The following is a 21,482-nucleotide window of genomic DNA, read 5'->3' as shown; positions in this document are numbered from 1 at the left end:
ACGACACCCGGGAGGGTCCACATGAACACCTCGAACACCCGCATCGCGTTCCTCGGCCTCGGCCACATGGGACTTCCGATGGCGCGCAATCTCGCGGCGGCGGGCTACGACGTGACCGGCTTCGACGTCTCGCCGACCGCCCGGGAGGCGGCACGCGCGGCCGGTCTCGCGGTGACGGAGACGGCGACGGATGCTGCCGCCGACCGCGATGCGGTGATCACCATGTTCGCGGCCGGCAGCCAGGTGCTCGGCGCCTACCGGGGCACGGCCGACGCGCCCGGCCTGCTCGCGGTGGCAGCCCGCGGCGCGCTGTTCGTCGACTGCTCCACGATCGCCGTCGACGAGGCGCAGGAGGCGCACGCACTCGCCGAGGCCGCGGGCGCCCGCAGCGTGGACGCGCCCGTGTCGGGGGGCGTGGTGGGTGCCGAGAACGCCACCCTCGCGTTCATGGTCGGGGGATCGGAGGCGGATGCCGCCGCCGCCCGCCCGCTCCTGGAGCACATGGGCGCGCGGATCGTGCACTGCGGCGGCGCCGGTCTCGGGCAGGCTGCGAAGGTCTGCAACAACATGATCCTCGCCGTGTCGCAGATCGCCGTCGCCGAGGCGTTCGTGCTCGGCGAGCGGCTGGGACTCGACCACCAGGCCCTCTTCGACGTGGCCTCGAACGCCTCGGGCCAGTGCTGGGCGCTGACGACCAACTGCCCCGTGCCGGGGCCCGTCCCCACCAGCCCCGCCAACCGCGACTACCGCCCCGGCTTCGCCGGCGCGCTCATGGACAAGGACCTCGGCCTCGCCGAGCAGGCGCTGGTCCGCACGGGCACCGACGCCCGCATGGGGCTGCTGGCCCGCGAGATCTACCGCGAATACGCGGCGGGCGCCGGCGGGCAGCGCGACTTCAGCGGCATCATCACCGACATCCGCGCCGCGGGCGAGAGGGAGACATCGTGACCGAGTACCAGACCATCGTCGTCGAGACCCGCGGTCGTGTCGGCTGGATCACCCTGAACCGGCCGGAGGCGTTGAACGCGCTGAACTCGCAGGTCATGCGCGACGTCGTCGATGCCGCCACCGCCTTCGACGCCGACCGGGGGATCGGCGCCATCGTCGTCACCGGCTCGGAGCGCGCCTTCGCCGCCGGGGCCGACATCAAGGAGATGGAGGCCAAGACCGGCGTCGAGATGATCGTCGACGGGCACTTCGACGCGTGGTGGCGTTTCGCCGAGGTGCGCACCCCCGTCATCGCAGCGGTCTCCGGCTACGCCCTGGGCGGCGGCTGCGAGCTGGCGATGATGTGCGACATCATCCTCGCCGCCGACACGGCCCGGTTCGGCCAGCCCGAGATCACCCTCGCCGTCATCCCCGGCATGGGCGGCACCCAGAGGCTCGTCCGCGCGATCGGGTACTACAAGGCGGCGGAGCTCGTTCTCACGGGCCGCATGATGGATGCCGCGGAAGCCGAGCGCTGCGGACTGGTCTCACGGGTCGTCCCCGCCGCCGACCTCCTCGCCGAGGCCTCGTCGGTCGCCGAATCGATCGCCGCGAAGTCGCTGCCGTCGCTCTACGCGGCGAAGGCCGCGCTCGACGCGGCGCTGGAGACCACGCTCGCCGAGGGGCTGCGGTTCGAGCGTCAGGCCTTCGCCGGTCTCTTCTCCACCGCCGACCAGAAAGAGGGCATGGCCGCCTTCCGCGAGAAGCGCCGTCCCGACTTCACGAACGGCTGAGACCGGACGTCAGAGCGGCTCGGGCAGCGGTCGGGGGTCGGAGAAGTCTCCCGACGCGCGGCGCAGCCGGGCGATGATGCTGACCAGCTGCTCGATGTCGTCGCCCGACAGCCCGGGCTCGGCGAACACCTCGGTGTTCAGCGCCGAGGTCGCGCGCTCCACGAGCTCCCGCCCGTCGTCGGTCAGGGCCAGGATGGCCGCGCGCCCGTCGGTCGGATGCGGCTCGCGGACGACCAGGCCGTCGCGCACGAGGCGCTCGACGGTGTTCGTGACGCTGGTGGGATGCACCTGCAGGCGGGCGATGGCGCTGGCCATCGGCATCCGTCCCTCCCTCGTGAAGGCGAGGAGGCGCAGCATCTCGTACCGGGCGAACGAGAGCGCGAAGGGCTTGAGGGTGCGCTCGACACGGCCGATCAGCAGCTGCTGCGCGCGGATGACGGAGGTCACCGCCGTCATGCCGACGGCCGCGTCGTCCCAGCCGTGCGCGATCCACTGCCGCTTGGCCTCGGCGATCGGGTCGACGGGGAGGCGTCGTGCTCCTGCCATGTCGGCTCCTTCCGTTCGCGGGCGCCCTCCCACGGTACCGATCGGGGGTCCGCCGCGCGCCCGGCGGGGCACTCGCGCGCGTCCGCCCCGTCTGGTGACGCCGCCTAGAATCGAGGGGACGAAGGAGACGCACCGATGAAGATCGTCGTTCTGGTCAAAGAAGTGCCGGACACGTGGGGCGACCGCACCCTCGACCTCGAGACGGGACTCGCCGACCGTGGCGCGAGCGAGGCCGTCCTCGACGAGATCGGCGAGCGCTCGCTCGAGGTCGCGCTGAGCTACGCCGATGCGCACGCCGGCACGGAGGTGGTCGCCATCTCGATGGCTCCGGCCTCGGCGACGACCACGGTGCGAAAGGCCCTGGCGATGGGCGCCGCGTCCGCCGTCCACATCGTCGACGACGCGCTGCACGGCGCGGACTACGTGCTGACCGCAGAGGCGCTGGCGGCCGCGATCCGCCGCACCGGCTTCGACCTCGTCGTGGCGGGCAACCTCTCCACCGACGGCGCCGGCGGCGTCGTCCCCGCGATGGTCGCCGAGCTCCTCGCCGTGCCCCAGCTGACCGCCCTGACCGCCGTCGAGATCGACGAGTCGTCGGTCTCCGGCACCCGCGCGAGCGACGCGGGCACGATGGCGGTCTCCGCCCCGCTGCCGGCCGTCGTGTCGATCACCGAGGCGCTCCCCGACGCCCGCTTCCCGAACTTCAAGGGCATCATGGCGGCGAAGAAGAAGCCGTTCGAGACCCTGTCGCTCGACGACCTCTCGGTCGATGCCGCGGATCCGCTCGCGGCGCGGTCGATCGTGGTGTCGCTCGCGAAGAAGCCTCCCCGTGAGGCGGGCGTGAAGATCGTCGACGAGGGCGACGGCGGGCAGAAGCTGGCCGATTTCCTCGTCTCGCAGAGGCTGGCGTGAGGTTCCGATGAGCGATTTCCCCGACGACTCCATCCTCGTGCTGCTGGACGTCATGCCCTCCGGCGCACTGGCCAAGAGCGCGGCCGGCCTCGTGGGCGCCGCCGCGTCGATCGGCACGCCGATCGCGCTGGTCGTCACCGAGGCATCCGCGTCGCAGGCCGCCGCAGAGCAGGCCGCCGCCCTCGGCGCCGTGCGGGTGCTGCTGGCCGACCACGCCTCGCCCGGCTCGCTGACCGTGCCGATCGTCGACGCGCTCGTCGCCGCCGCCGACGCCGTGCGCCCGGATGCGGTGCTCGTGTCGAACTCCATCGAGGGCCGGGATGCCGCGGCCCGCTTCGCCGCGCGGACGCGTGGCGCGCTCGCCGCCGACGCCGTGGGCGTGTCGCGCGACGACCAGGGTGTCGTCGCCGAGCACTCGGTGTACGGCGGCGCCTACAACGTCGTGTCCGCCGCGACCTTCGGAACGCTCGTCGTGACCGTGCGCCAGGGCGCCGTGGACGACCGCGCCACCGCGCAGCCTCTGGTGAGCGAGACGCTCACGGTGACCGCGTCCGGTGCTCCTGCCGCGTCGATCGACTCGTTCGCCGAGGCGGAGGCGACGTCGACGCGTCCCGAGCTCCGCGGCGCCGGCGTCGTCGTCTCCGGAGGCCGCGGCCTCGGCTCGAAGGAGAAGTTCGAGCTCGTCGACGAGCTCGCCGATGTGCTGGGCGCCGCCGTCGGAGCATCGCGTGCGGCGGTCGACGCCGGCTACGTGCCCTCCTCCTACCAGGTCGGCCAGACCGGCGTCTCGGTGAGCCCGCAGCTGTACATCGCGCTCGGCATCTCCGGGGCCATCCAGCACAAGGCCGGCATGCAGACGGCGAAGACGATCGTCGCGGTCAACAAGGACGCCGACGCACCGATCTTCGAGATCGCCGACTACGGCGTCGTCGGAGATCTCTTCACCGTCGTGCCGCAGCTGATCGCGGCCCTCCAGTCGCGGAAGGCGTGAACACGCGTGGCGACCTTCGGCACCCAGGTGCGACGCGGCCTGCCGCGCACGCGCGGCGGGGAGCCCTGGCCGCCCGCCGCTGAGGCGCCGCGTGCCGCCGACCCGGTGGCCGCGGTCGCTGCGGTGGACGGGATTGCCGCGCCTGAGGGTGTGATGCCCGCCGCCGTCGTCGCCCCCGTCGCCCCCGTCGCGGATGCCTCTCCCGTCGCCGAGGCGGCACCGGTCGGGATGACGGATGCTGCGCCTTCCGACGTCGCCCCGAGACCTGCCCGCGCGATCCGCCGGGGGCTGCCGCGGGTGCCCGGGGGACAGCCGTGGCCGCCGGCGGTCGAGTCCGCCCCGTCGAATGCTCCTGCGGCCGCAAACGTCCCGGTCGCGGCGTCGACCTCGGCCGTCCCGGTCGCGGCGTCGGCCTCGGCCGTCCCGCAGAACGCGGGTGCGCCCGCGACCGCGCCATCGACCGCGGTGGACTCCGTCCCCTCGGCTGCCCTCGCATCCGCCCCGGTCGAGGCGCCGGCGGAGGTCGCCGGGTCCGGCGGCGTCGCGCTGCGCCGCGGCCTTCCCCGCGTCGCCGGCGGAGAGCCGTGGCCCCCGGACGGCACCGCCCCCGAGGCGGGAGTTGCGCGCACGGCGTCGGTCGCTGCCGAGCCGTCCACGGCACCGGTCGCTGCCGCGCCGCCCGAGCCGTCCACCGCGCCCGCTCCCGCAGCTCCCGCGCCGGCCCCCGAAGCTCCCGCGCCGGCCCCCGCAGCCGCCCCGACCACCGGCTCGGCTCCCGTCGTCGACGACGCCCGGGTCGCCGCATCCGCCTCCACCGACCTCGCCCCGGTCGCAGCCGCCGCCGCAGGCGCCGTCGTCAGCGCGGGGCCTCGGCCGCCGCTGCCGTTCACCCGCACGGTCTGGGCCGGACGCGCCGCACAGGCGACACCCGTTCCGCGGCCGGCGCCCGAGCGCATCCGCGGCTTCACCAAGGCGCAGTGGGCCGGCGCCGCCGTCGGCGGAGGCATCGCCCTGCTGTTCGCGGCGGCCATGCTGGTGTTCGCCGCGCGGTGGTTCGTCTCGCTCCCCGGCGTGCAGTTCTTCCTCACGACCTACCCGGGCGAGACGCACCTGCCCGACGGGGCGCCCGTCGGCTTCCCGGCGTGGCTCGCCTGGCAGCACTTCTTCAACACGTTCTTCATCGTTCTGATCATCCGCACCGGCTGGCAGGTGCGCACCGAGAAGCGGCCGGCCGTCTTCTGGACCCCGCGCTGGTCGAAGAAGGGGCGCGGCAAGATCAGCCTCGCGCTCTGGTTCCACCAGTCGCTCGACGTGCTGTGGTTCGTCAACGGCCTGATCTTCATCGCACTGCTGTTCACCACCGGTCAGTGGATGCGGGTCGTCCCCACGAGCTGGGACGTGTTCCCCAACGCGCTGTCCGCCGCGCTCCAGTACGTCTCGCTCGATTGGCCGACCGAGAACGGCTGGGTGAACTACAACAGCCTCCAGGTGCTGGCCTACTTCGTGACGATCTTCATCGCCGCGCCGCTGGCCGCCCTCACCGGTGTGCGCATGTCGGGCTTCTGGCCGAAGAAGGCCGAGCGGCTCAACAAGGCCTACCCGATCGAGTGGGCGCGCGCGGTGCACTTCCCCGTGATGCTGTACTTCGTCGGGTTCATCGTCGTGCACGTCGCGCTCGTGTTCGCCACCGGAGCACTGCGCAACCTGAACCACATGTACGGCGGCCAGGACGCCGTCAACTGGACCGGCTTCTGGATCTTCGTCGGATCGATGGCGCTCCTCATCGCCGGGTGGATCGCCGCCCGCCCGATGGTGCTCGCGCCGATCGCCCGGCTGTCGGGCAAGGTCAGCGGCCGCTGACGGCACCCGTCGCGGCGCCCTTCGCGATGCCGGCGGCCGCCGTCGACCCGCGCGCCACCAGCTCCGTCGGCATCACGACCGATTCGTCCTCGACGGCCTCGCCGCCGACGGCGCGAACCAGGATCCCGACCGCCGCGGCGGCCATCTCGCCGATGGGCTGACGCAGGGTCGTCAGCGGAGGGTGCAGCCACCGCGCGCCGCGCACGTCGTCGAAGCCCACGACGAGCACGTGCCGGGGGATGCTGAGCCCGGCGTCTGCGACGGCCCGGTAGGCGCCCGCGGCCATCTCGTCGTTGCACGCGAAGACGCCGATGAGTCCCGACCCGCCCTGCGCGGCGACCTCCTCGAGCCCGCGGGAGCAGGCGCGACGCGCGCCCCAGGCCGTCCAGTCCGCGCTGACGTGCACCCGCGACGCCTCCGGCGCGGCGCGCGCGAGCACCTCCCGGAAGCCGTCGATCCGCGCGCGGCCGAAGCGGTACGACGGCGTCCCGCCGATCGACACGAAGCGCTCCGCGCCGCGCTCCACGAGATGCGCGGCGGCCGCCGCCCCGCCCTCCCGATCGGTCGTGCGCACGCTGGGCAGGCCCTGCGGCGACTCGGACGGCGGCTCCATGAGCACGAGCGGGATGTCCGCCCGCCGCAGCGCCTCGATCTGCGAGGCCGTGGGGATGCGGAGGCCGACGATGACGCCGGCCGACCCTCGCGACAGGATGCGCGGCATCCAGTCGTCGTCCGGATCCTCGCGATCCGCCGTCAGCGTCAGGTCGTAGCCGTGCGCGGCGGCTGCGGCCCGCGCGCCGGCGGTGATCTCGGCGGTGTACGGGTCGTGGAAGCGTCCGAGCACGAGGTCGAACGTCCGCGCGGTGCCCGACCGGGGGCGCCCGCGGCTCTCCTGCCCGGCGCGATAGCCGAGCTCCGCCGCGCTGCGTACGATGCGGGCGCGCGTGGCGGCGGACATCTCGCCGCGCCCGCGCAGTCCGCGGGAGGCGGTCGCGACGCTCACGCCGGCGTGCTCCGCCACGGCGGCCAGGGTCATCCGTGTCGACGTCATCCCGCTATTTTGCGCAATGTCCATCGCGAGTGCGCGCCATCGGTGGCATCGTGTCAACCCGTACGCACCCGTCGGAGCAGAGGGATGGAGTCGAAGATGACGGCACACGACACGCGCCGGGCGCTGGTCGTCCGGGGCGGATGGGACGGACACCGCCCCGTCGAGACGACCGACCTGTTCGTGCCGTTCCTCGAGGGCTCCGGCTTCGAGGTGCGCATCGAGGAGTCCAACGAGGTCTACGCCGACCGCGCCGTCATGGACGAGACCGATCTCATCCTGCAGTCGGTGACCATGTCCGAGATCTCGCGCGAGGCCCTCGGCGGACTCCGTGACGCCGTCGAGCGCGGCACCGGCCTGGCGGGGTGGCACGGCGGCATCGCCGACTCGTACCGCGGGAGCTCCGACTACCTCCAGCTCGTGGGCGGACAGTTCGCCACGCACCCCGCTGCGAGCCCCGAGGAGCGGGCGGGCGGCGAGGCCGACAACTTCCTGCCGCACACCATCGACGTGACCGATCTCGGGCGCACGCACGAGATCATGGCCGGCATCGAGCAGATCGCCCTGCGCACCGAGCAGTACTGGGTGCTCACCGACGACCTCAACGACGTGCTGGCGACCACGACCCACCCGGTGCAGCCGTACCACCCGTGGCACCGGCCCGTCGTGTCGCCGGCCGTCTGGACCCGCGGCTGGGGCAGCGGACGGGTGTTCGTGGCCACCCCCGGACACAGTCCCGACGTGCTCGAGGACCCGAGCGTGCGCACCATCGTCGAAAGGGGACTGCTGTGGGCGAGCCGCACGCGATAGGCATCATCGGGCTCGGGGTCATCTCGGCGCAGTACCTCGAGACCCTCGGCTCCCACCCCGCCGTCCGCATCGCGGCGACCGCCGATCTCGACAGCGAGCGCGCGCGGGCCGTCGCCGACCGCTATCCCGGATGCCGCGCCCTCTCCGTCGACGAGCTCGTGGGGGATTCCGCGGTGCAGACCGTCCTGAACCTGACGATCCCCTCCGCCCATGCCGACGTCGCCCTCCGGGCGCTCGCCGCGGGCCGCGACGTGTTCGGCGAGAAGCCGCTGGCCGCGACCTGGGAGGATGCGACGGCCGTCATGGCGCGGGCCGGAGACTCCTGGGTCGGCTGCGCGCCCGACACCGTGCTGGGCACCGGCGTGCAGACGGCGCGTGCCGCGGTCGATGCCGGCGCGATCGGCCGCCCGCTCTCCGCCGTCGCCACCTGGGTGTCGTCGGGGCACGAGGCGTGGCATCCGAATCCCGACTTCTACTACCGGGAGGGCGGCGGACCCCTCCTCGACATGGGTCCGTATTACCTGACCACGCTGTTCCACCTCCTCGGCCCGGTCGCCCGGGTGACCGGCGCCTCCTCGCGGCCGCGGTCGACCCGCACCATCGCCTCGGGACCGCGCGCGGGCGAGGAGATCCCCGTCGAGATCGACACCCACGTCACCGGCATCCTCGAGCACGTCGGCGGGGCGGTCTCCACCGTCACCTTCAGCTTCGACGCGATCACGACGCAGGCGGCGCCCATCGAGGTGCACGGGGAGTCGGGCACCCTGGTGGTCCCCGACCCGAACCTCTTCGAGGGCGTCGTGCACGTGCGCCGGGAGCGCGGCGGCGACGCCGAGCCCGTGGCGGATCGTGCGGGCTACGAGAACGCTGGCCGTGGCATCGGCATCCTCGACCGGATCGCCACGGGCTCGGGCGCGCCCACCGACGGCGCGATCGCGCTCCACGTGCTCGAGGTGATGACCGCACTCGGCACCTCCGCGCGCGACGGCGTCCGGGTCGAGCTCACCACGCGCCCGGATCGACCGTCGGTGGTGCCCTTCACCCCGGAGAGCGTCTGGCGATCGGCCTGACGCCAGGCGCGACGGATCAGGGACCCGACGAGAAGGCGTCCGCGTCGTCCTGACCGCGGGATGCCGCTCCCGCGGCGAATCCGGCGGCCCAGGCCTCGTCCGAGCCGAGCGAGAACATGTCGCGCTCGGCCGGACGCACGATCGACCGGGCACCCGGGAGGTCGAGCGGCCCCACGAGGTCGTCACGTCCGCGCACGACGGCGACGGGCAGCCGCGCGGCCTTGCCCTTGACGAGATCGCCCGCCGAGGCGAGCTCGTCCGCCACGCACGGCATCGTCACGATGAGAGGCCGCCCCTCGGCGTCCGTGCCCCCGCGGAGGTCCTCGAACACGTGCACTCCGGCGGCGCCGATGGCGGAATCCGTCTGCCCCTCGCGCCAGGCGCGGCCGAGCGTGTCGGAGACGATCACGCCCACCGCCACGCCGAGGCGGTGGCGCAGACCGCCCGCCAGCGCGCGCGCCGACGCGTCCGGATCCTCGGGCAGCAGCAGCACCGTCCCCGCCGGGGTGTTCGAGGCATCCACGCCGGCGGCGGCTGCCACGATCCCCAGCCGGCTCTCCACGATGCGCGTGACATGCCCGGTGGGACTCGTGCGGGACGCCACGAGCCGCACGGTCTCCGCCGTGATCGCATCCTCGCGATCGTCGGCGAGGATGATGCGTCCTTCGGCCTTGGAGACGATCTTCGACGTGACGATCAGGATGTCGCCGTCGCGGAGCTGCTCCTCCGGGCGAGTGGATGCCGCGGCATCCGCGATCACCGAGACGAGATCATCGCCGGGCGAGATCTCGCCGATCCCCGGCAGCGCCCAGACCTGCAGCACGTCAGCGGACGAACCGCACCTCGGTGAGCGTCTCGCCGAGGAAGGGCTCCGTGTGCGACGCGCCGTCCAGGGCGAACCCATTCCGCGCGTAGAAGCGGTGGGCGCGGGGGTTGTCCTCGGCGACCCAGAGGTACAGGGGCTCGCCCTCGTCGACGGCGGCGTCGAAGAGGCGCTGGCCGATGCCCGTGCCGTGGAAGGCGTCGAGCAGGTAGATGAAGTACAGCTCGCGGAGCGCGGGGGCGTCCTTGTCGCGTGCCGGACCCGAGCCGACGAAGCCGACGATCTCGCCGTCGACCAGCGCCGCGCTCATCCGGAACTCGGGCCCCTGAGAGGCCCAGTGGGTCCACAGCTCGGCCATGCGGCGCGGCGAGATCTTCTCGAGCGCGGCCTTGCTGATGAGGTGGTCGTAGGTCTCGTGCCAGCAGCTCGCATGGACCCGGCCGAGTGCCTCGGCATCCACGTCGCGGACGGGACGGACGACGATGTCGGTCTGCAGTTCGGGCTCCATGGCCAGACTCTACGCGGGGCCCGCCGTGGGCGGAAATCCGCGCCGAACGGACCACTCCGGCCCGAGCGTGGCTACCATCGCACCTCGTGAACGTGATCTGGCGCACCCTGCTGACCATCTGGCATGCCAAGGCGATGCTGCGTCGCCGCGGGCCGGCCGATCCGACGGCGGTCGGGCGCATCCGGCTGCGCACGCTCCCCACCGACATCGACCTCCTCGGGCACATGAACAACGGCCGGTATGCCTCGCTGTTCGACCTCGGACGATTCGACCTGCTCATCCGCACGGGGGTGTGGGACGTGCTGCGCGCGCAGGGCTGGTACGCCGTCGTGGCCAGTGAGTCGGTGACCTTCCGGAAGTCGCTGCAGCTGTGGCAGCGGTTCACCGTGGAGTCCCGCCTCATGTCGCACGACGACAAGTCGGTGTACCTGATGCACCGGGCCGTGGTGAAGGGGGAGGTCTACGCGGAGATGGTGGTGCGGGCGCGCTTCTTGCGCACGTCGGGAGGGATCGTCCCGCACGAGGAGCTGTTCGCCGCGCTGCACCGTCCCGACACCCTTCCTCCGCTGGCCCCGTGGGTCACGGCGTGGGCGGTGGGCTCCGCTCTGCCGTCCACGCGGAGCGCGGCCCCCAGCACCTGGGAATGACCGTGTTTCCGCGGGTTCTGCGCCGCGACACGCCCGGGATGCACGCCCGATTTGCCGACTCCCGCCGACCTGCGTAAGTTATATCGAGTTCGCCCCACAGGGATGCGGGAGGCCGAGAGCCTCACCCCCTCAAGCGGAGAACGAAACCCCCACATGCAGAACGGCTTCGGCTGAACTGTGTCGGGTCGTGTCCGAGTCGGATGCGATCGGGGATAGGAAACTGCCCCACGTGAAGCTTTGCGGTGGATCGTGGGTGCGTCCGTTCCTTGAGAACTCAACAGCGTGCACTTGTCATATGCCAATGAACCTCGCAATCAGCCTTTGGGTTGGTTGGTGAGATTTCTTTGAGATTAATTGAATTGTCAGTGATGGCATTCTTTTGGTCAGGTTGAACTCGTGCGGTTTCTTTTCACCTTTTTCCGGTGGGGGATCGTGCATCATTTTTTTATGGAGAGTTTGATCCTGGCTCAGGATGAACGCTGGCGGCGTGCTTAACACATGCAAGTCGAACGGTGAAGCCAAGCTTGCTTGGTGGATCAGTGGCGAACGGGTGAGTAACACGTGAGCAACCTGCCCCGGACTCTGGGATAAGCGCTGGAAACGGCGTCTAATACCGGATATGAACCACAGCCGCATGGTTGGTGGTTGGAAAGATTTTTTGGTTCGGGATGGGCTCGCGGCCTATCAGCTTGTTGGTGAGGTAATGGCTCACCAAGGCGTCGACGGGTAGCCGGCCTGAGAGGGTGACCGGCCACACTGGGACTGAGACACGGCCCAGACTCCTACGGGAGGCAGCAGTGGGGAATATTGCACAATGGGCGGAAGCCTGATGCAGCAACGCCGCGTGAGGGATGACGGCCTTCGGGTTGTAAACCTCTTTTAGCAAGGAAGAAGCGAAAGTGACGGTACTTGCAGAAAAAGCGCCGGCTAACTACGTGCCAGCAGCCGCGGTAATACGTAGGGCGCAAGCGTTATCCGGAATTATTGGGCGTAAAGAGCTCGTAGGCGGTTTGTCGCGTCTGCTGTGAAAACTGGAGGCTCAACCTCCAGCCTGCAGTGGGTACGGGCAGACTAGAGTGCGGTAGGGGAGATTGGAATTCCTGGTGTAGCGGTGGAATGCGCAGATATCAGGAGGAACACCGATGGCGAAGGCAGATCTCTGGGCCGTAACTGACGCTGAGGAGCGAAAGGGTGGGGAGCAAACAGGCTTAGATACCCTGGTAGTCCACCCCGTAAACGTTGGGAACTAGTTGTGGGGGCCATTCCACGGTCTCCGTGACGCAGCTAACGCATTAAGTTCCCCGCCTGGGGAGTACGGCCGCAAGGCTAAAACTCAAAGGAATTGACGGGGACCCGCACAAGCGGCGGAGCATGCGGATTAATTCGATGCAACGCGAAGAACCTTACCAAGGCTTGACATATACGAGAACGGGCCAGAAATGGTCAACTCTTTGGACACTCGTAAACAGGTGGTGCATGGTTGTCGTCAGCTCGTGTCGTGAGATGTTGGGTTAAGTCCCGCAACGAGCGCAACCCTCGTTCTATGTTGCCAGCACGTAATGGTGGGAACTCATGGGATACTGCCGGGGTCAACTCGGAGGAAGGTGGGGATGACGTCAAATCATCATGCCCCTTATGTCTTGGGCTTCACGCATGCTACAATGGCCGGTACAAAGGGCTGCAATACCGTGAGGTGGAGCGAATCCCAAAAAGCCGGTCCCAGTTCGGATTGAGGTCTGCAACTCGACCTCATGAAGTCGGAGTCGCTAGTAATCGCAGATCAGCAACGCTGCGGTGAATACGTTCCCGGGTCTTGTACACACCGCCCGTCAAGTCATGAAAGTCGGTAACACCTGAAGCCGGTGGCCCAACCCTTGTGGAGGGAGCCGTCGAAGGTGGGATCGGTAATTAGGACTAAGTCGTAACAAGGTAGCCGTACCGGAAGGTGCGGCTGGATCACCTCCTTTCTAAGGAGCTTCTGGCAGCCGGCGTCCTCTTCGGGGGTCGTGTGGTTGTCCAGGCGCCAGATCGAGACGAATGTTCTCGCTGGTAGCTCATGGGTGGAACATATGACGAGGTGCTGTTCGGGTTGTTCCGGGCTGAGTACGCCGCTTGCGGTGGGAAAGGTTCGGGGTGGTCGGGGTGGCACATGCACGCTGTTGGGTCCTGAGGGACCGGTCGTGATCGCCCTGTGGGGTGGTTGCTTCTTTCCTCTGGGCCTTGCCTTCTGTCACCGGGTCGGTGGTGGGGGTGGGGTACCGCCCGTACTTTGAGAACTACACAGTGGACGCGAGCATCTTCAAGATGACCTTTCGGGGTTGTCTTGTTTTGATGATCTTAAAGATCATTAGTCAATTTCGAGTCAGGCCTTCGGGTCTGGTCCGATTCTTTGATGAACTCATGTGATTTCAAGTCTTTAAGAGCAAACGGTGAATGCCTTGGCATCTGGAGCCGAAGAAGGACGTAGCAATCTGCGATAAGCCTCGGGGAGTGGATAAGCACACTGTGATCCGAGGGTGTCCGAATGGGGAAACCCCGCTGGGCGGCGTGCCGACCTAGTGACTCCCGCCTGAATATATAGGGCGGGTAGAGGGAACGTGGGGAAGTGAAACATCTCAGTACCCACAGGAAGAGAAAGCAACCGCGATTCCGTTAGTAGTGGCGAGCGAAACCGGAACAGGCTAAACCGAGTACGTGTGATATCCGGCAGGAGTTGCGTATTCGGGGTTGTGGGACTTTTTGGGCTGCTCTGCCGAGCAGCCGGCGTGACAAGAAGGTATAGACGAACAGGATTGAAAGCCTGGTCATAGAGGGTGTGAACCCCGTAGTCGAAATGCCTTGTCTTGGCGTGAAGAGTATCCCAAGTAGCACGGGGCCCGAGAAATCCCGTGTGAATCTGTCAGGACCACCTGATAAGCCTAAATACTCCCAGATGACCGATAGCGGACAAGTACCGTGAGGGAAAGGTGAAAAGTACCCCGGGAGGGGAGTGAAATAGTACCTGAAACCGTTTGCTTACAAACCGTTGGAGCCTCCCTAGTAGGGGTGACAGCGTGCCTTTTGAAGAATGAGCCTGCGAGTTAGCGATATGTGGCGAGGTTAACCCGTGTGGGGTAGCCGTAGCGAAAGCGAGTCTGAATAGGGCGATTCAGTCGCATGTCCTAGACCCGAAGCGAAGTGATCTATCCATGGCCAGGTTGAAGCGACGGTAAGACGTCGTGGAGGACCGAACCCACTTAGGTTGAAAACTGAGGGGATGAGCTGTGGATAGGGGTGAAAGGCCAATCAAACTTCGTGATAGCTGGTTCTCTCCGAAATGCATTTAGGTGCAGCGTTGCGTGTTTCTTGCCGGAGGTAGAGCTACTGGATGGCCGATGGGCCCTAAAAGGTTACTGACGTCAGCCAAACTCCGAATGCCGGTAAGTGAGAGCGCAGCAGTGAGACTGTGGGGGATAAGCTTCATAGTCGAGAGGGAAACAACCCAGACCACCAACTAAGGTCCCTAAGCGCGTGCTAAGTGGGAAAGGATGTGGAGTTGCTTAGACAACCAGGAGGTTGGCTTAGAAGCAGCCACCCTTGAAAGAGTGCGTAATAGCTCACTGGTCAAGTGATTCCGCGCCGACAATGTAACGGGGCTCAAGCACGTCACCGAAGTTGTGGCATTGACATTTTTGGTAGGCCTTCGTGGTCCAGCCGTGTTGATGGGTAGGAGAGCGTCGTGTGGCCAGCGAAGCGGCGGTGTGAACCAGCCGTGGAGGCTACACGAGTGAGAATGCAGGCATGAGTAGCGAATGACGTGTGAGAAACACGTCCTCCGAAAGACCAAGGGTTCCAGGGTCAAGCTAATCTTCCCTGGGTAAGTCGGGACCTAAGGCGAGGCCGACAGGCGTAGTCGATGGACAACGGGTTGATATTCCCGTACCGGCGAAGAACCGCCCAAGCTAATCCAGTGGTGCTAAGTGCCTGAATCCCAGTGTATCGATCCCTTCGGGGTGAGAGCGTTGGGCCTAGCGCACGACCCCATGCTGGTGCGGTTAGCGTATTAACAGGTGTGACGCAGGAAGGTAGCCCATCCCGGGCGATGGTTGTCCCGGGGCAAGTGCGTAGGCCGAGTGATAGGCAAATCCGTCACTCATTGAGGCTGAGACACGATGCGGATAAAAAGTGGGTGATCCTATGCTGCCAAGAAAAGCATCGACGCGAGGTTCAAGCCGCCCGTACCCCAAACCGACTCAGGTGGTCAGGTAGAGAATACTAAGGAGATCGAGAGAATCGTGGTTAAGGAACTCGGCAAAATGCCCCCGTAACTTCGGGAGAAGGGGGGCCATCCACTTATACCAGCTTGCCTGGAAAAGGGTGTGGTGGCCGCAGAGACTAGTGGGTAGCGACTGTTTACTAAAAACACAGGTCCGTGCCAAGTCGCAAGACGATGTATACGGACTGACGCCTGCCCGGTGCTGGAAGGTTAAGAGGACCGGTTAGCCGCAAGGCGAAGCTGAGAATTTAAGCCCCAGTAAACGGCGGTGGTAACTATAACCATCCTAAGGTAGCGAAATTCCTTGTCGGGTAAGTTCCGACCTGCACGAATGGCGTAACGACTTCCCAACTGTCTCAACCGCGAACTCGGCGAAATTGCATTACGAGTAAAGATGCTCGTTACGCGCAGCAGGACGGAAAGACCCCGTGACCTTTACTATAGCTTTGTATTGGTGTTCGGTGTGGCTTGTGTAGGATAGGTGGGAGACTTTGAAGCGTGGACGCCAGTTCATGTGGAGTCATTGTTGAAATACCACTCTGGTCACTCTGGATATCTAACTTCGAACCGTGATCCGGTTCAGGGACAGTGCATGGTGGGTAGTTTAACTGGGGCGGTTGCCTCCCAAAAAGTAACGGAGGCGCCCAAAGGTTCCCTCAACCTGGTTGGTAATCAGGTGGCGAGTGTAAGTGCACAAGGGAGCTTGACTGTGAGACTGACAGGTCGAGCAGGGACGAAAGTCGGGACTAGTGATCCGGCAGTGGCTTGTGGAAGCGCTGTCGCTCAACGGATAAAAGGTACCTCGGGGATAACAGGCTGATCTTGCCCAAGAGTCCATATCGACGGCATGGTTTGGCACCTCGATGTCGGCTCGTCGCATCCTGGGGCTGGAGTAGGTCCCAAGGGTTGGGCTGTTCGCCCATTAAAGCGGTACGCGAGCTGGGTTTAGAACGTCGTGAGACAGTTCGGTCCCTATCCGCTGCGCGCGCAGGAAGTTTGAGAGGATCTGACCCTAGTACGAGAGGACCGGGTTGGACGAACCTCTGGTGTGTCAGTTGTTCCGCCAGGAGCACCGCTGATTAGCTACGTTCGGGATGGATAACCGCTGAAAGCATCTAAGCGGGAAGCCGGCCTCAAGATGAGACTTCCATACCATTTATGGTGAGAGGCTCCCAGCCAGACTACTGGGTTGATAGGCCGGATGTGGAAGCGTGGCAACACGTGAAGCTGACCGGTACTAATAAGCCGATGACTTGATAACACACCGTTCATGGTGCTTGCGTCCACTGAGTGGTTCTCGATGTACGGTCGAGAACCGCACCAACATTCTTTGTTGTGTGCACGATTTGAAACATCACAAGTGTTTCGGCGGCCATAGCGAGAGGGAAACGCCCGGTCACATTCCGAACCCGGAAGCTAAGCCTCTCAGCGCCGATGGTACTGCAGGGGGGACCCTGTGGGAGAGTAGGACACCGCCGAACAACCTCTTCACAACGAAGAATAGCCACCCGATGACGGGTGGCTATTCTTCGTTAACCGTCGTTTCAGGCATGCCGACGCGAGAAGGCATCGCGGAGCGCATCCCGCACGGCGAGGATCGCCGGTCGTGTCGAGAATTCCCGCATGGCGACGAAGATCTCGCGCGACGGCGCACCCGGCAGGTCGTGAAGTTCGACAGCTCCCGGCGTCGGCATCCTGACCAGCTCGGGGAGCATGCCGACGGCCACTCCGTCGGCGATGAGCCCGACGTGCGCGGTGAGGTCGGCGATCTCGAAGCGCACGTCGGGCTCGAAGCCGGCCGCGCGGCACTGCTGCGTCGCCCATTGCCGGGCGGCGGTGCCGACCGGCTCCATGACCCACGCGCGATCGGCAAGCTGCTCGAGGTGGCTGCGACGCCCACCGCGGGGAACCGCCAGCCGGATCGGATCGCGGCCGAGTGAGACCCGGGTGAGTCCCGGGCGCTGCTCCCGCGTGTGCCCGGGATACTGCTCGGCGACCACGAGGTCGTAGCGGCGCGTGGACAGCTCGAAGAGCCCCTCCTCGGGTGGAACCTGCGAAACGTAGACCGCGAGGTCCGGCTCCCTGGCCGCCAGGAGCGCGAGGGCCGGCGGCACGAGCGACTGCGCGGCCGACTGCATGACCGCGATCCGCACCGGCGCGCTCTGCGGTCGCAGAGCGTCGAGCTCGCCCCGTGCCTGTTCGTCGAGCTGCAGAGCGCGGGCGGCATGCGCGGCCAGGAGCTCGCCGTGATCGGTCAGCCGCACACCGCGCCCGTCCGCCGCGAAGAGCGGAACCCCCGCCTCCTTCTCCAGCTGCGTCAGCTGCTGCGACACCGTCGACGGACTGTAGGAGAGGGCCTCCGCGACTGCCGCAAGCGTGCCGCGGAGCGACAGCTCGTGGAGAAGACGCAGCCGGCGTAGTTCGAACACCGTGTTCCTCGATTTCCTCGATGAGTACCCATCGTAGATGTTCGCTTTTCTCGACGCTTCGGATGCCGCAGGCTGAGGGCATGACGAACGCCGAGGTGCACTCTGGAAACACGACGAGGGGAGCGCAGGGGATGGCGTCGACGACCAGTGCTGCGAGGGATGATCTGACGGAGCGCGCCGTCGAGCTGGCGCAGCGCTGGACGACGGAGAGCGCGGCGGTCGCCGCGGACCCGGCGGCCGGGCGACTCGCCGGCGTGCTGAAGGACCCGAACGGCCTGCCATTCACGATCGGCTTCGTCGACGGCGTCATGCGTCCCGAGAGCCTGTCGGCCGCGGCATCCAATCTGCAGCGCGTCGCGCCCCTCGTGCCGGGATTCCTCCCCTGGTATCTCCGCGGAGCCGTGCGGCTCGGCGGCATCATGGCGCCCGTCCTGCCGACACCGGTCGTGCCCGTCGCGCGGCGCGTGCTGCGCGAGATGGTCGGCCACCTCGTCGTGGACGCACGCCCCGACAAGCTCGGGCCGGCGATCGCGACGCTGCGCGCATCCGGTGCGCGCCTCAACCTGAACCTCCTCGGCGAGGCGGTGCTGGGTGAGCAGGAGGCGCTGCGCCGCCTCGAGGGCATCCACGAGCTGATCCGCCGCGACGACGTGGACTACGTCTCCGTGAAGGTGTCGGCCATCGCGAGCCACATCTCCATGTGGGCCTTCGACGACGTCGTCGACAAGGTCGTGGGTCGGCTCCTGCCGCTGTACGCGACGGCCGCCTCGACGTCGGAGGCGCCCCAGGGGCCGACCTTCATCAACCTCGACATGGAGGAGTACCGCGACCTCGACCTCACGATCGCGGTCTTCACGCGCATCCTCGAGGACCCCCGCCTGCGTGGGCTCGAGGCCGGCATCGTGCTGCAGGCCTATCTTCCCGACGCGCTCCCGGCCCTCCGCCGCCTCACCGCGTGGGCGCAGGAGCGCGTCGCGTCCGGCGGTGCGCGCATCAAGGTCCGCCTGGTGAAGGGCGCGAACCTGGCGATGGAGCACGTCGACGCCGTCATGCACGACTGGCCGCTCGCCACGTACGACGCGAAGGTCGACTCCGACGCCAACTATCTCCGCTGCCTCGACGAGGCGCTGCGTCCCGAGAGCACCGCGGCGGTGCGCATCGGCGTCGCCGGGCACAACCTCTTCGACATCGCGTACGCGTGGCTGCTCGCCGGGGAGCGCGGCGTCCGCGACGACATGGAGTTCGAGATGCTGCTGGGCATGGCGCAGGGGCAGGTCGAGGCCGTCGCCCGCGAGGTCGGGCACGTTCTGCTCTACGTGCCGGTGGTGCGTCCCGACGAGTTCGACGTCGCGATCAGCTACCTGGTGCGCCGCCTCGAGGAGAACGCCTCGAGCGACAACTTCCTCTCGGCCGCCTTCGACATCGCCGAGGACGCGTCGATGTTCGCGCGGGAGCGCGACCGCTTCGCGGCGTCGCTGCGCCGGGCGGCCGATCCCACCCTGACCATCGGATCGCACCGTTCCCAGGACCGTTCGGCGGAGGCCGGCCCCGCGACATCCAGCACCGGTGACGTGATCACGCGCGACGCCGAGGACGACCACGCCACACAGGTCGTGCTGGGCATCGCGCGGTCGGCCTCCGCCGAGCCCGGCGACACGGTGCCGCTCGCGCCGGAGGGCAACGCGGTCGGCTTCGGCGGTCAGGCGTTCGTCGACACCGCCGTGTTCGCGCCGCGCGAGTCGACCGAGCGGGCGCTCGGCGCCCCCGGCTTCGTCAATGCCGCGGACTCCGACCCGTCGCTGCCCGCCAATCGCGAGTGGGCGCGACGGATCGTGGCGCGGGTGGCGGGATCGACGCAGGGCCAGGCGACCATCGACGCCGCGCGGGTCGACGACGCCGGGCGTCTGGAGGAGATCGTCGCGGGCGTGCGGGATGCCGCCGTCGCGTGGGGCTCCCGTCCGGCCGCGGACCGCGCGGCCGTGCTGCAGAGCGCCGCGCGCGTGCTCGAGTCGCGCCGCGGCGAGCTCATCGAGGTGGCCGCCTCGGAGACCGGCAAGGTGCTCGCGGAGGCCGACGTCGAGGTCAGCGAGGCCGTCGACTTCGCCAACTACTACGGGGCCACGGCACGCGAGCTCGACCGGGTCAGCGGCGCGGTGTTCGTGCCCGCGCGTCTCACGGTCGTCACGCCGCCCTGGAACTTCCCGCTCGCGATCCCCGCGGGCGGCGTGCTGGCGGCGCTCGCGGCGGGATCCGGTGTGGTCTTCAAGCCCGCGCCCCAGGCCCGGCGCTGTGCGGCTGTCATCGCCGAGGCCCTGTGGGACGCGGGCGTGCCGCGCGAGGTGCTGGCGCTCGTCGACATCGACGAGGGCGACCTCGGCCGGCGGCTCATCTCGCACCCCGACGTCGACCGGGTGATCCTCACCGGCTCGTGGGAGACGGCCGCGCTCTTCCGGTCGTGGCGTCCCGACCTGCCGCTGCTCGCGGAGACCAGCGGCAAGAACGCGATGATCGTCATGCCGTCCGCGGACCTCGACCTCGCGGCATCCGATCTCATCAAGAGCGCCTTCGGGCACGCCGGGCAGAAGTGCTCCGCTGCGTCGCTGGCGATCCTGGTGGGCCCGGTCGCCCGGTCGCAGCGGTTCGCCCGTCAGCTGGTGGATGCCGCGACCTCGCTGCGCGTCGGCCCGCCCAGCGATCCGCTGGCCGAGGTCGGACCCGTGATCGAGCCGCCCCAGGGCAAGCTCGCCTGGGCGCTGACCGAGCTCGAGGGCGAGGAGAAGTGGCTGGTCAAGCCACGGCCCGTCGACCACGGCGAGGAGTATGCGGGGCGGTTCTGGACGCCCGGCATCCGCACCGGCGTGCAGCCGGGATCGCGCTTCCACCTCGAGGAGTTCTTCGGTCCGGTGCTGGGCGTCATGCACGCTCCGACGCTCGCCGCGGCCATCGAACTGCAGAACGCCGTCGCCTACGGGCTGACGGCCGGGCTGTACACGCAGAACCCCGAGGATCTCGCGGTCTGGCTCGACCGCGTGCAGGCGGGCAACCTCTACGTCAACCGCGGCATCACCGGGGCGATCGTGCAGCGGCAGCCGTTCGGCGGGTGGAAGCGCTCGTCCGTGGGCGCGGGCACCAAGGCCGGCGGCCCCAACTACCTCGTCGGCCTGGGCTCCTGGCGCCCGTCGAGCGGCGGTCCGTCATCGGCGACTCTGCACCTGCGCGGGCTGGACTCACGCATCACGTCGGTCATCGAGGCCGCTCAGCCGTCACTGGACTACGAGGCCTTCGAGTGGCTGCGGCGCGGCGCGCTGTCGGACGCGATCTTATGGAGCCGCGAGTTCGGCCAGGTGCGCGACGTGTCGCGACTGGGCGTCGAGCGGAACCTCTTCCGCTACCGCCCGGTGGACGTGGCCGTGCGGGCGACGGCGGACGCACCGTGGCAGAGCGTCCTTCGGGTGGTGCTGGCCGGCGTCCGCTCGGGATCGACCTTCGCGCTGAGCCTGCCGACCGGACTGCCCGCCGAGGTGCGACGCGCCCTCGGCGACGCGGACGTGCCGGTGTTCGTGGAGAGCGACCAGGAGTGGCTCGGACGCATGTCGACGCGCGGGGGCGACGACTCGGCGCGCGCTCCACGGGTGCGGCTCGTCGGGCCTGCGGCATCGGTGGCGGCGCTGCACGGCGACCTCGCCGAGGCCGTCGCGGGCGACCCCGACCTCGCCGTCTACGCGAACGAGGTCACCACGGCCGGGAGGGTCGAACTCCTGCCGTTCCTCCACGAGCAGGCCATCGCCATCACCGCCCACCGGTTCGGCAATGCCGACCGGTGGAGCGAGACGGTGATCTGAGGGATCGTCAGGGGAGGACG

Annotated in this window: 14 protein-coding genes and 3 rRNA genes; 12 read left to right on the top strand and 5 right to left on the bottom strand. The window is 68.1% G+C overall.

Annotation, left to right across the window (positions count from 1 at the left end; all coding sequences use genetic code 11):
- Nucleotides 1–21: 21 nt before the first annotated feature.
- Nucleotides 22–948, top strand: coding sequence for a 3-hydroxyisobutyrate dehydrogenase (mmsB, locus tag CVS47_RS14945; RefSeq protein WP_127096791.1), 927 nt, complete (start codon nt 22–24; stop codon nt 946–948).
- Nucleotides 945–1,721: an enoyl-CoA hydratase gene (locus tag CVS47_RS14940; protein WP_127096790.1), complete on the top strand. Its 777-nt coding sequence runs from the start codon at nt 945–947 to the stop codon at nt 1,719–1,721. The genes mmsB and CVS47_RS14940 overlap by 4 nt, the downstream gene beginning before the upstream one ends.
- 9 nt (nt 1,722–1,730) lie before the next feature.
- Here CVS47_RS14940 and CVS47_RS14935 read toward each other — a convergent pair whose 3' ends face one another.
- Entirely contained in the window at nt 1,731–2,267 is a 537-nt protein-coding gene (locus CVS47_RS14935) for a MarR family winged helix-turn-helix transcriptional regulator (protein ID WP_127096789.1), read from the bottom strand.
- Between the two features lie 135 nt (nt 2,268–2,402).
- Here CVS47_RS14935 and CVS47_RS14930 point away from each other — a divergent pair, with 135 nt between their 5' ends.
- The 3 genes from CVS47_RS14930 to CVS47_RS14920 are packed head-to-tail and all read left to right on the top strand — an operon-like array spanning nt 2,403 to nt 6,030.
- Nucleotides 2,403–3,179, top strand: coding sequence for an electron transfer flavoprotein subunit beta/FixA family protein (locus CVS47_RS14930; RefSeq protein WP_127096788.1), 777 nt, complete (start codon nt 2,403–2,405; stop codon nt 3,177–3,179).
- A gap of 7 nt (nt 3,180–3,186) precedes the next feature.
- Nucleotides 3,187–4,170 (top strand): electron transfer flavoprotein subunit alpha/FixB family protein, encoded by a 984-nt coding sequence (locus CVS47_RS14925; protein WP_127096787.1) that lies wholly within the window; start codon nt 3,187–3,189, stop codon nt 4,168–4,170.
- A gap of 6 nt (nt 4,171–4,176) precedes the next feature.
- Complete coding sequence (locus CVS47_RS14920) at nt 4,177–6,030, top strand: cytochrome b/b6 domain-containing protein (protein ID WP_206502666.1); 1,854 nt, start codon at nt 4,177–4,179, stop codon at nt 6,028–6,030.
- Here CVS47_RS14920 and CVS47_RS14915 read toward each other — a convergent pair.
- Nucleotides 6,017–7,081: a LacI family DNA-binding transcriptional regulator gene (locus CVS47_RS14915; RefSeq protein WP_127096786.1), complete on the bottom strand. Its 1,065-nt coding sequence runs from the start codon at nt 7,079–7,081 to the stop codon at nt 6,017–6,019. The two genes, CVS47_RS14920 and CVS47_RS14915, sit on opposite strands and share 14 nt — an antisense overlap.
- A 96-nt stretch (nt 7,082–7,177) precedes the next feature.
- Here CVS47_RS14915 and CVS47_RS14910 point away from each other — a divergent pair, with 96 nt between their 5' ends.
- Both CVS47_RS14910 and CVS47_RS14905 read left to right on the top strand, forming a co-directional pair.
- Nucleotides 7,178–7,888, top strand: a complete 711-nt coding sequence (locus tag CVS47_RS14910; protein WP_127096785.1) for a ThuA domain-containing protein — start codon at nt 7,178–7,180, stop codon at nt 7,886–7,888.
- Nucleotides 7,867–8,958 carry a Gfo/Idh/MocA family protein gene (locus tag CVS47_RS14905; RefSeq protein WP_127096784.1) on the top strand — a complete coding sequence of 364 codons (1,092 nt, stop codon included), beginning with the start codon at nt 7,867–7,869 and terminating at the stop codon, nt 8,956–8,958. The genes CVS47_RS14910 and CVS47_RS14905 overlap by 22 nt, the downstream gene beginning before the upstream one ends.
- A gap of 16 nt (nt 8,959–8,974) precedes the next feature.
- On the opposite strand, the gene cofE is transcribed toward CVS47_RS14905, so the two are convergent.
- Nucleotides 8,975–9,781: a coenzyme F420-0:L-glutamate ligase gene (gene cofE / locus CVS47_RS14900; protein WP_241240183.1), complete on the bottom strand. Its 807-nt coding sequence runs from the start codon at nt 9,779–9,781 to the stop codon at nt 8,975–8,977.
- A gap of 1 nt (nt 9,782) precedes the next feature.
- On the bottom strand, nt 9,783–10,289 hold the full coding sequence (locus CVS47_RS14895; protein WP_127096782.1) for a GNAT family N-acetyltransferase: 507 nt from the start codon (nt 10,287–10,289) through the stop codon (nt 9,783–9,785).
- 86 nt (nt 10,290–10,375) lie between these two features.
- Here CVS47_RS14895 and CVS47_RS14890 point away from each other — a divergent pair, with 86 nt between their 5' ends.
- The 4 genes from CVS47_RS14890 to rrf all read left to right on the top strand — a co-directional run bounded on the left by CVS47_RS14890 (nt 10,376) and on the right by rrf (nt 16,672).
- Nucleotides 10,376–10,936, top strand: a complete 561-nt coding sequence (locus CVS47_RS14890) for an acyl-CoA thioesterase (protein WP_127096781.1) — start codon at nt 10,376–10,378, stop codon at nt 10,934–10,936.
- A 444-nt stretch (nt 10,937–11,380) separates the two neighbouring features.
- Nucleotides 11,381–12,903: ribosomal RNA gene (locus CVS47_RS14885) — 16S ribosomal RNA — on the top strand.
- A gap of 439 nt (nt 12,904–13,342) precedes the next feature.
- Nucleotides 13,343–16,452 (top strand): 23S ribosomal RNA (locus tag CVS47_RS14875).
- Between the two features lie 103 nt (nt 16,453–16,555).
- Nucleotides 16,556–16,672: ribosomal RNA gene (rrf, locus tag CVS47_RS14870) — 5S ribosomal RNA — on the top strand.
- The 16S, 23S and 5S rRNA genes sit together here, the layout of an rRNA operon.
- 63 nt (nt 16,673–16,735) lie before the next feature.
- Here the strand turns inward: rrf and CVS47_RS14865 are convergent.
- Entirely contained in the window at nt 16,736–17,620 is an 885-nt protein-coding gene (locus CVS47_RS14865) for a LysR family transcriptional regulator (RefSeq protein WP_127096780.1), read from the bottom strand.
- Between the two features lie 131 nt (nt 17,621–17,751).
- Between CVS47_RS14865 and CVS47_RS14860 the strand changes: the two genes are divergently transcribed.
- Nucleotides 17,752–21,462 (top strand): proline dehydrogenase family protein, encoded by a 3,711-nt coding sequence (locus CVS47_RS14860; RefSeq protein ID WP_127097412.1) that lies wholly within the window; start codon nt 17,752–17,754, stop codon nt 21,460–21,462.
- The last annotated feature ends 20 nt before the right edge of the window (nt 21,463–21,482 follow it).

Origin of the sequence: Microbacterium lemovicicum (assembly GCF_003991875.1) — a bacterium.
Classification (GTDB): Bacteria; Actinomycetota; Actinomycetes; order Actinomycetales; family Microbacteriaceae; genus Microbacterium; species Microbacterium lemovicicum.
The sequence above is the reverse complement of the archived record's forward strand: the minus strand, read 5'-3'. Positions and strand labels throughout refer to the sequence as shown.

What these genes read in the sequence shown, in the direction of transcription:
- mmsB (WP_127096791.1), top strand. Translation starts at nt 22, where the DNA reads ATGAACACCTCGAACACCCGCATCGCGTTCCTCGGCCTCGGCCACATG.
- CVS47_RS14935 (WP_127096789.1), bottom strand. Translation starts at nt 2,267, where the DNA reads ATGGCAGGAGCACGACGCCTCCCCGTCGACCCGATCGCCGAGGCCAAG.
- CVS47_RS14930 (WP_127096788.1), top strand. Translation starts at nt 2,403, where the DNA reads ATGAAGATCGTCGTTCTGGTCAAAGAAGTGCCGGACACGTGGGGCGAC.
- CVS47_RS14925 (WP_127096787.1), top strand. Translation starts at nt 3,187, where the DNA reads ATGAGCGATTTCCCCGACGACTCCATCCTCGTGCTGCTGGACGTCATG.
- CVS47_RS14915 (WP_127096786.1), bottom strand. Translation starts at nt 7,081, where the DNA reads ATGACGTCGACACGGATGACCCTGGCCGCCGTGGCGGAGCACGCCGGC.
- CVS47_RS14910 (WP_127096785.1), top strand. Translation starts at nt 7,178, where the DNA reads ATGACGGCACACGACACGCGCCGGGCGCTGGTCGTCCGGGGCGGATGG.
- CVS47_RS14895 (WP_127096782.1), bottom strand. Translation starts at nt 10,289, where the DNA reads ATGGAGCCCGAACTGCAGACCGACATCGTCGTCCGTCCCGTCCGCGAC.
- CVS47_RS14860 (WP_127097412.1), top strand. Translation starts at nt 17,752, where the DNA reads ATGGCGTCGACGACCAGTGCTGCGAGGGATGATCTGACGGAGCGCGCC.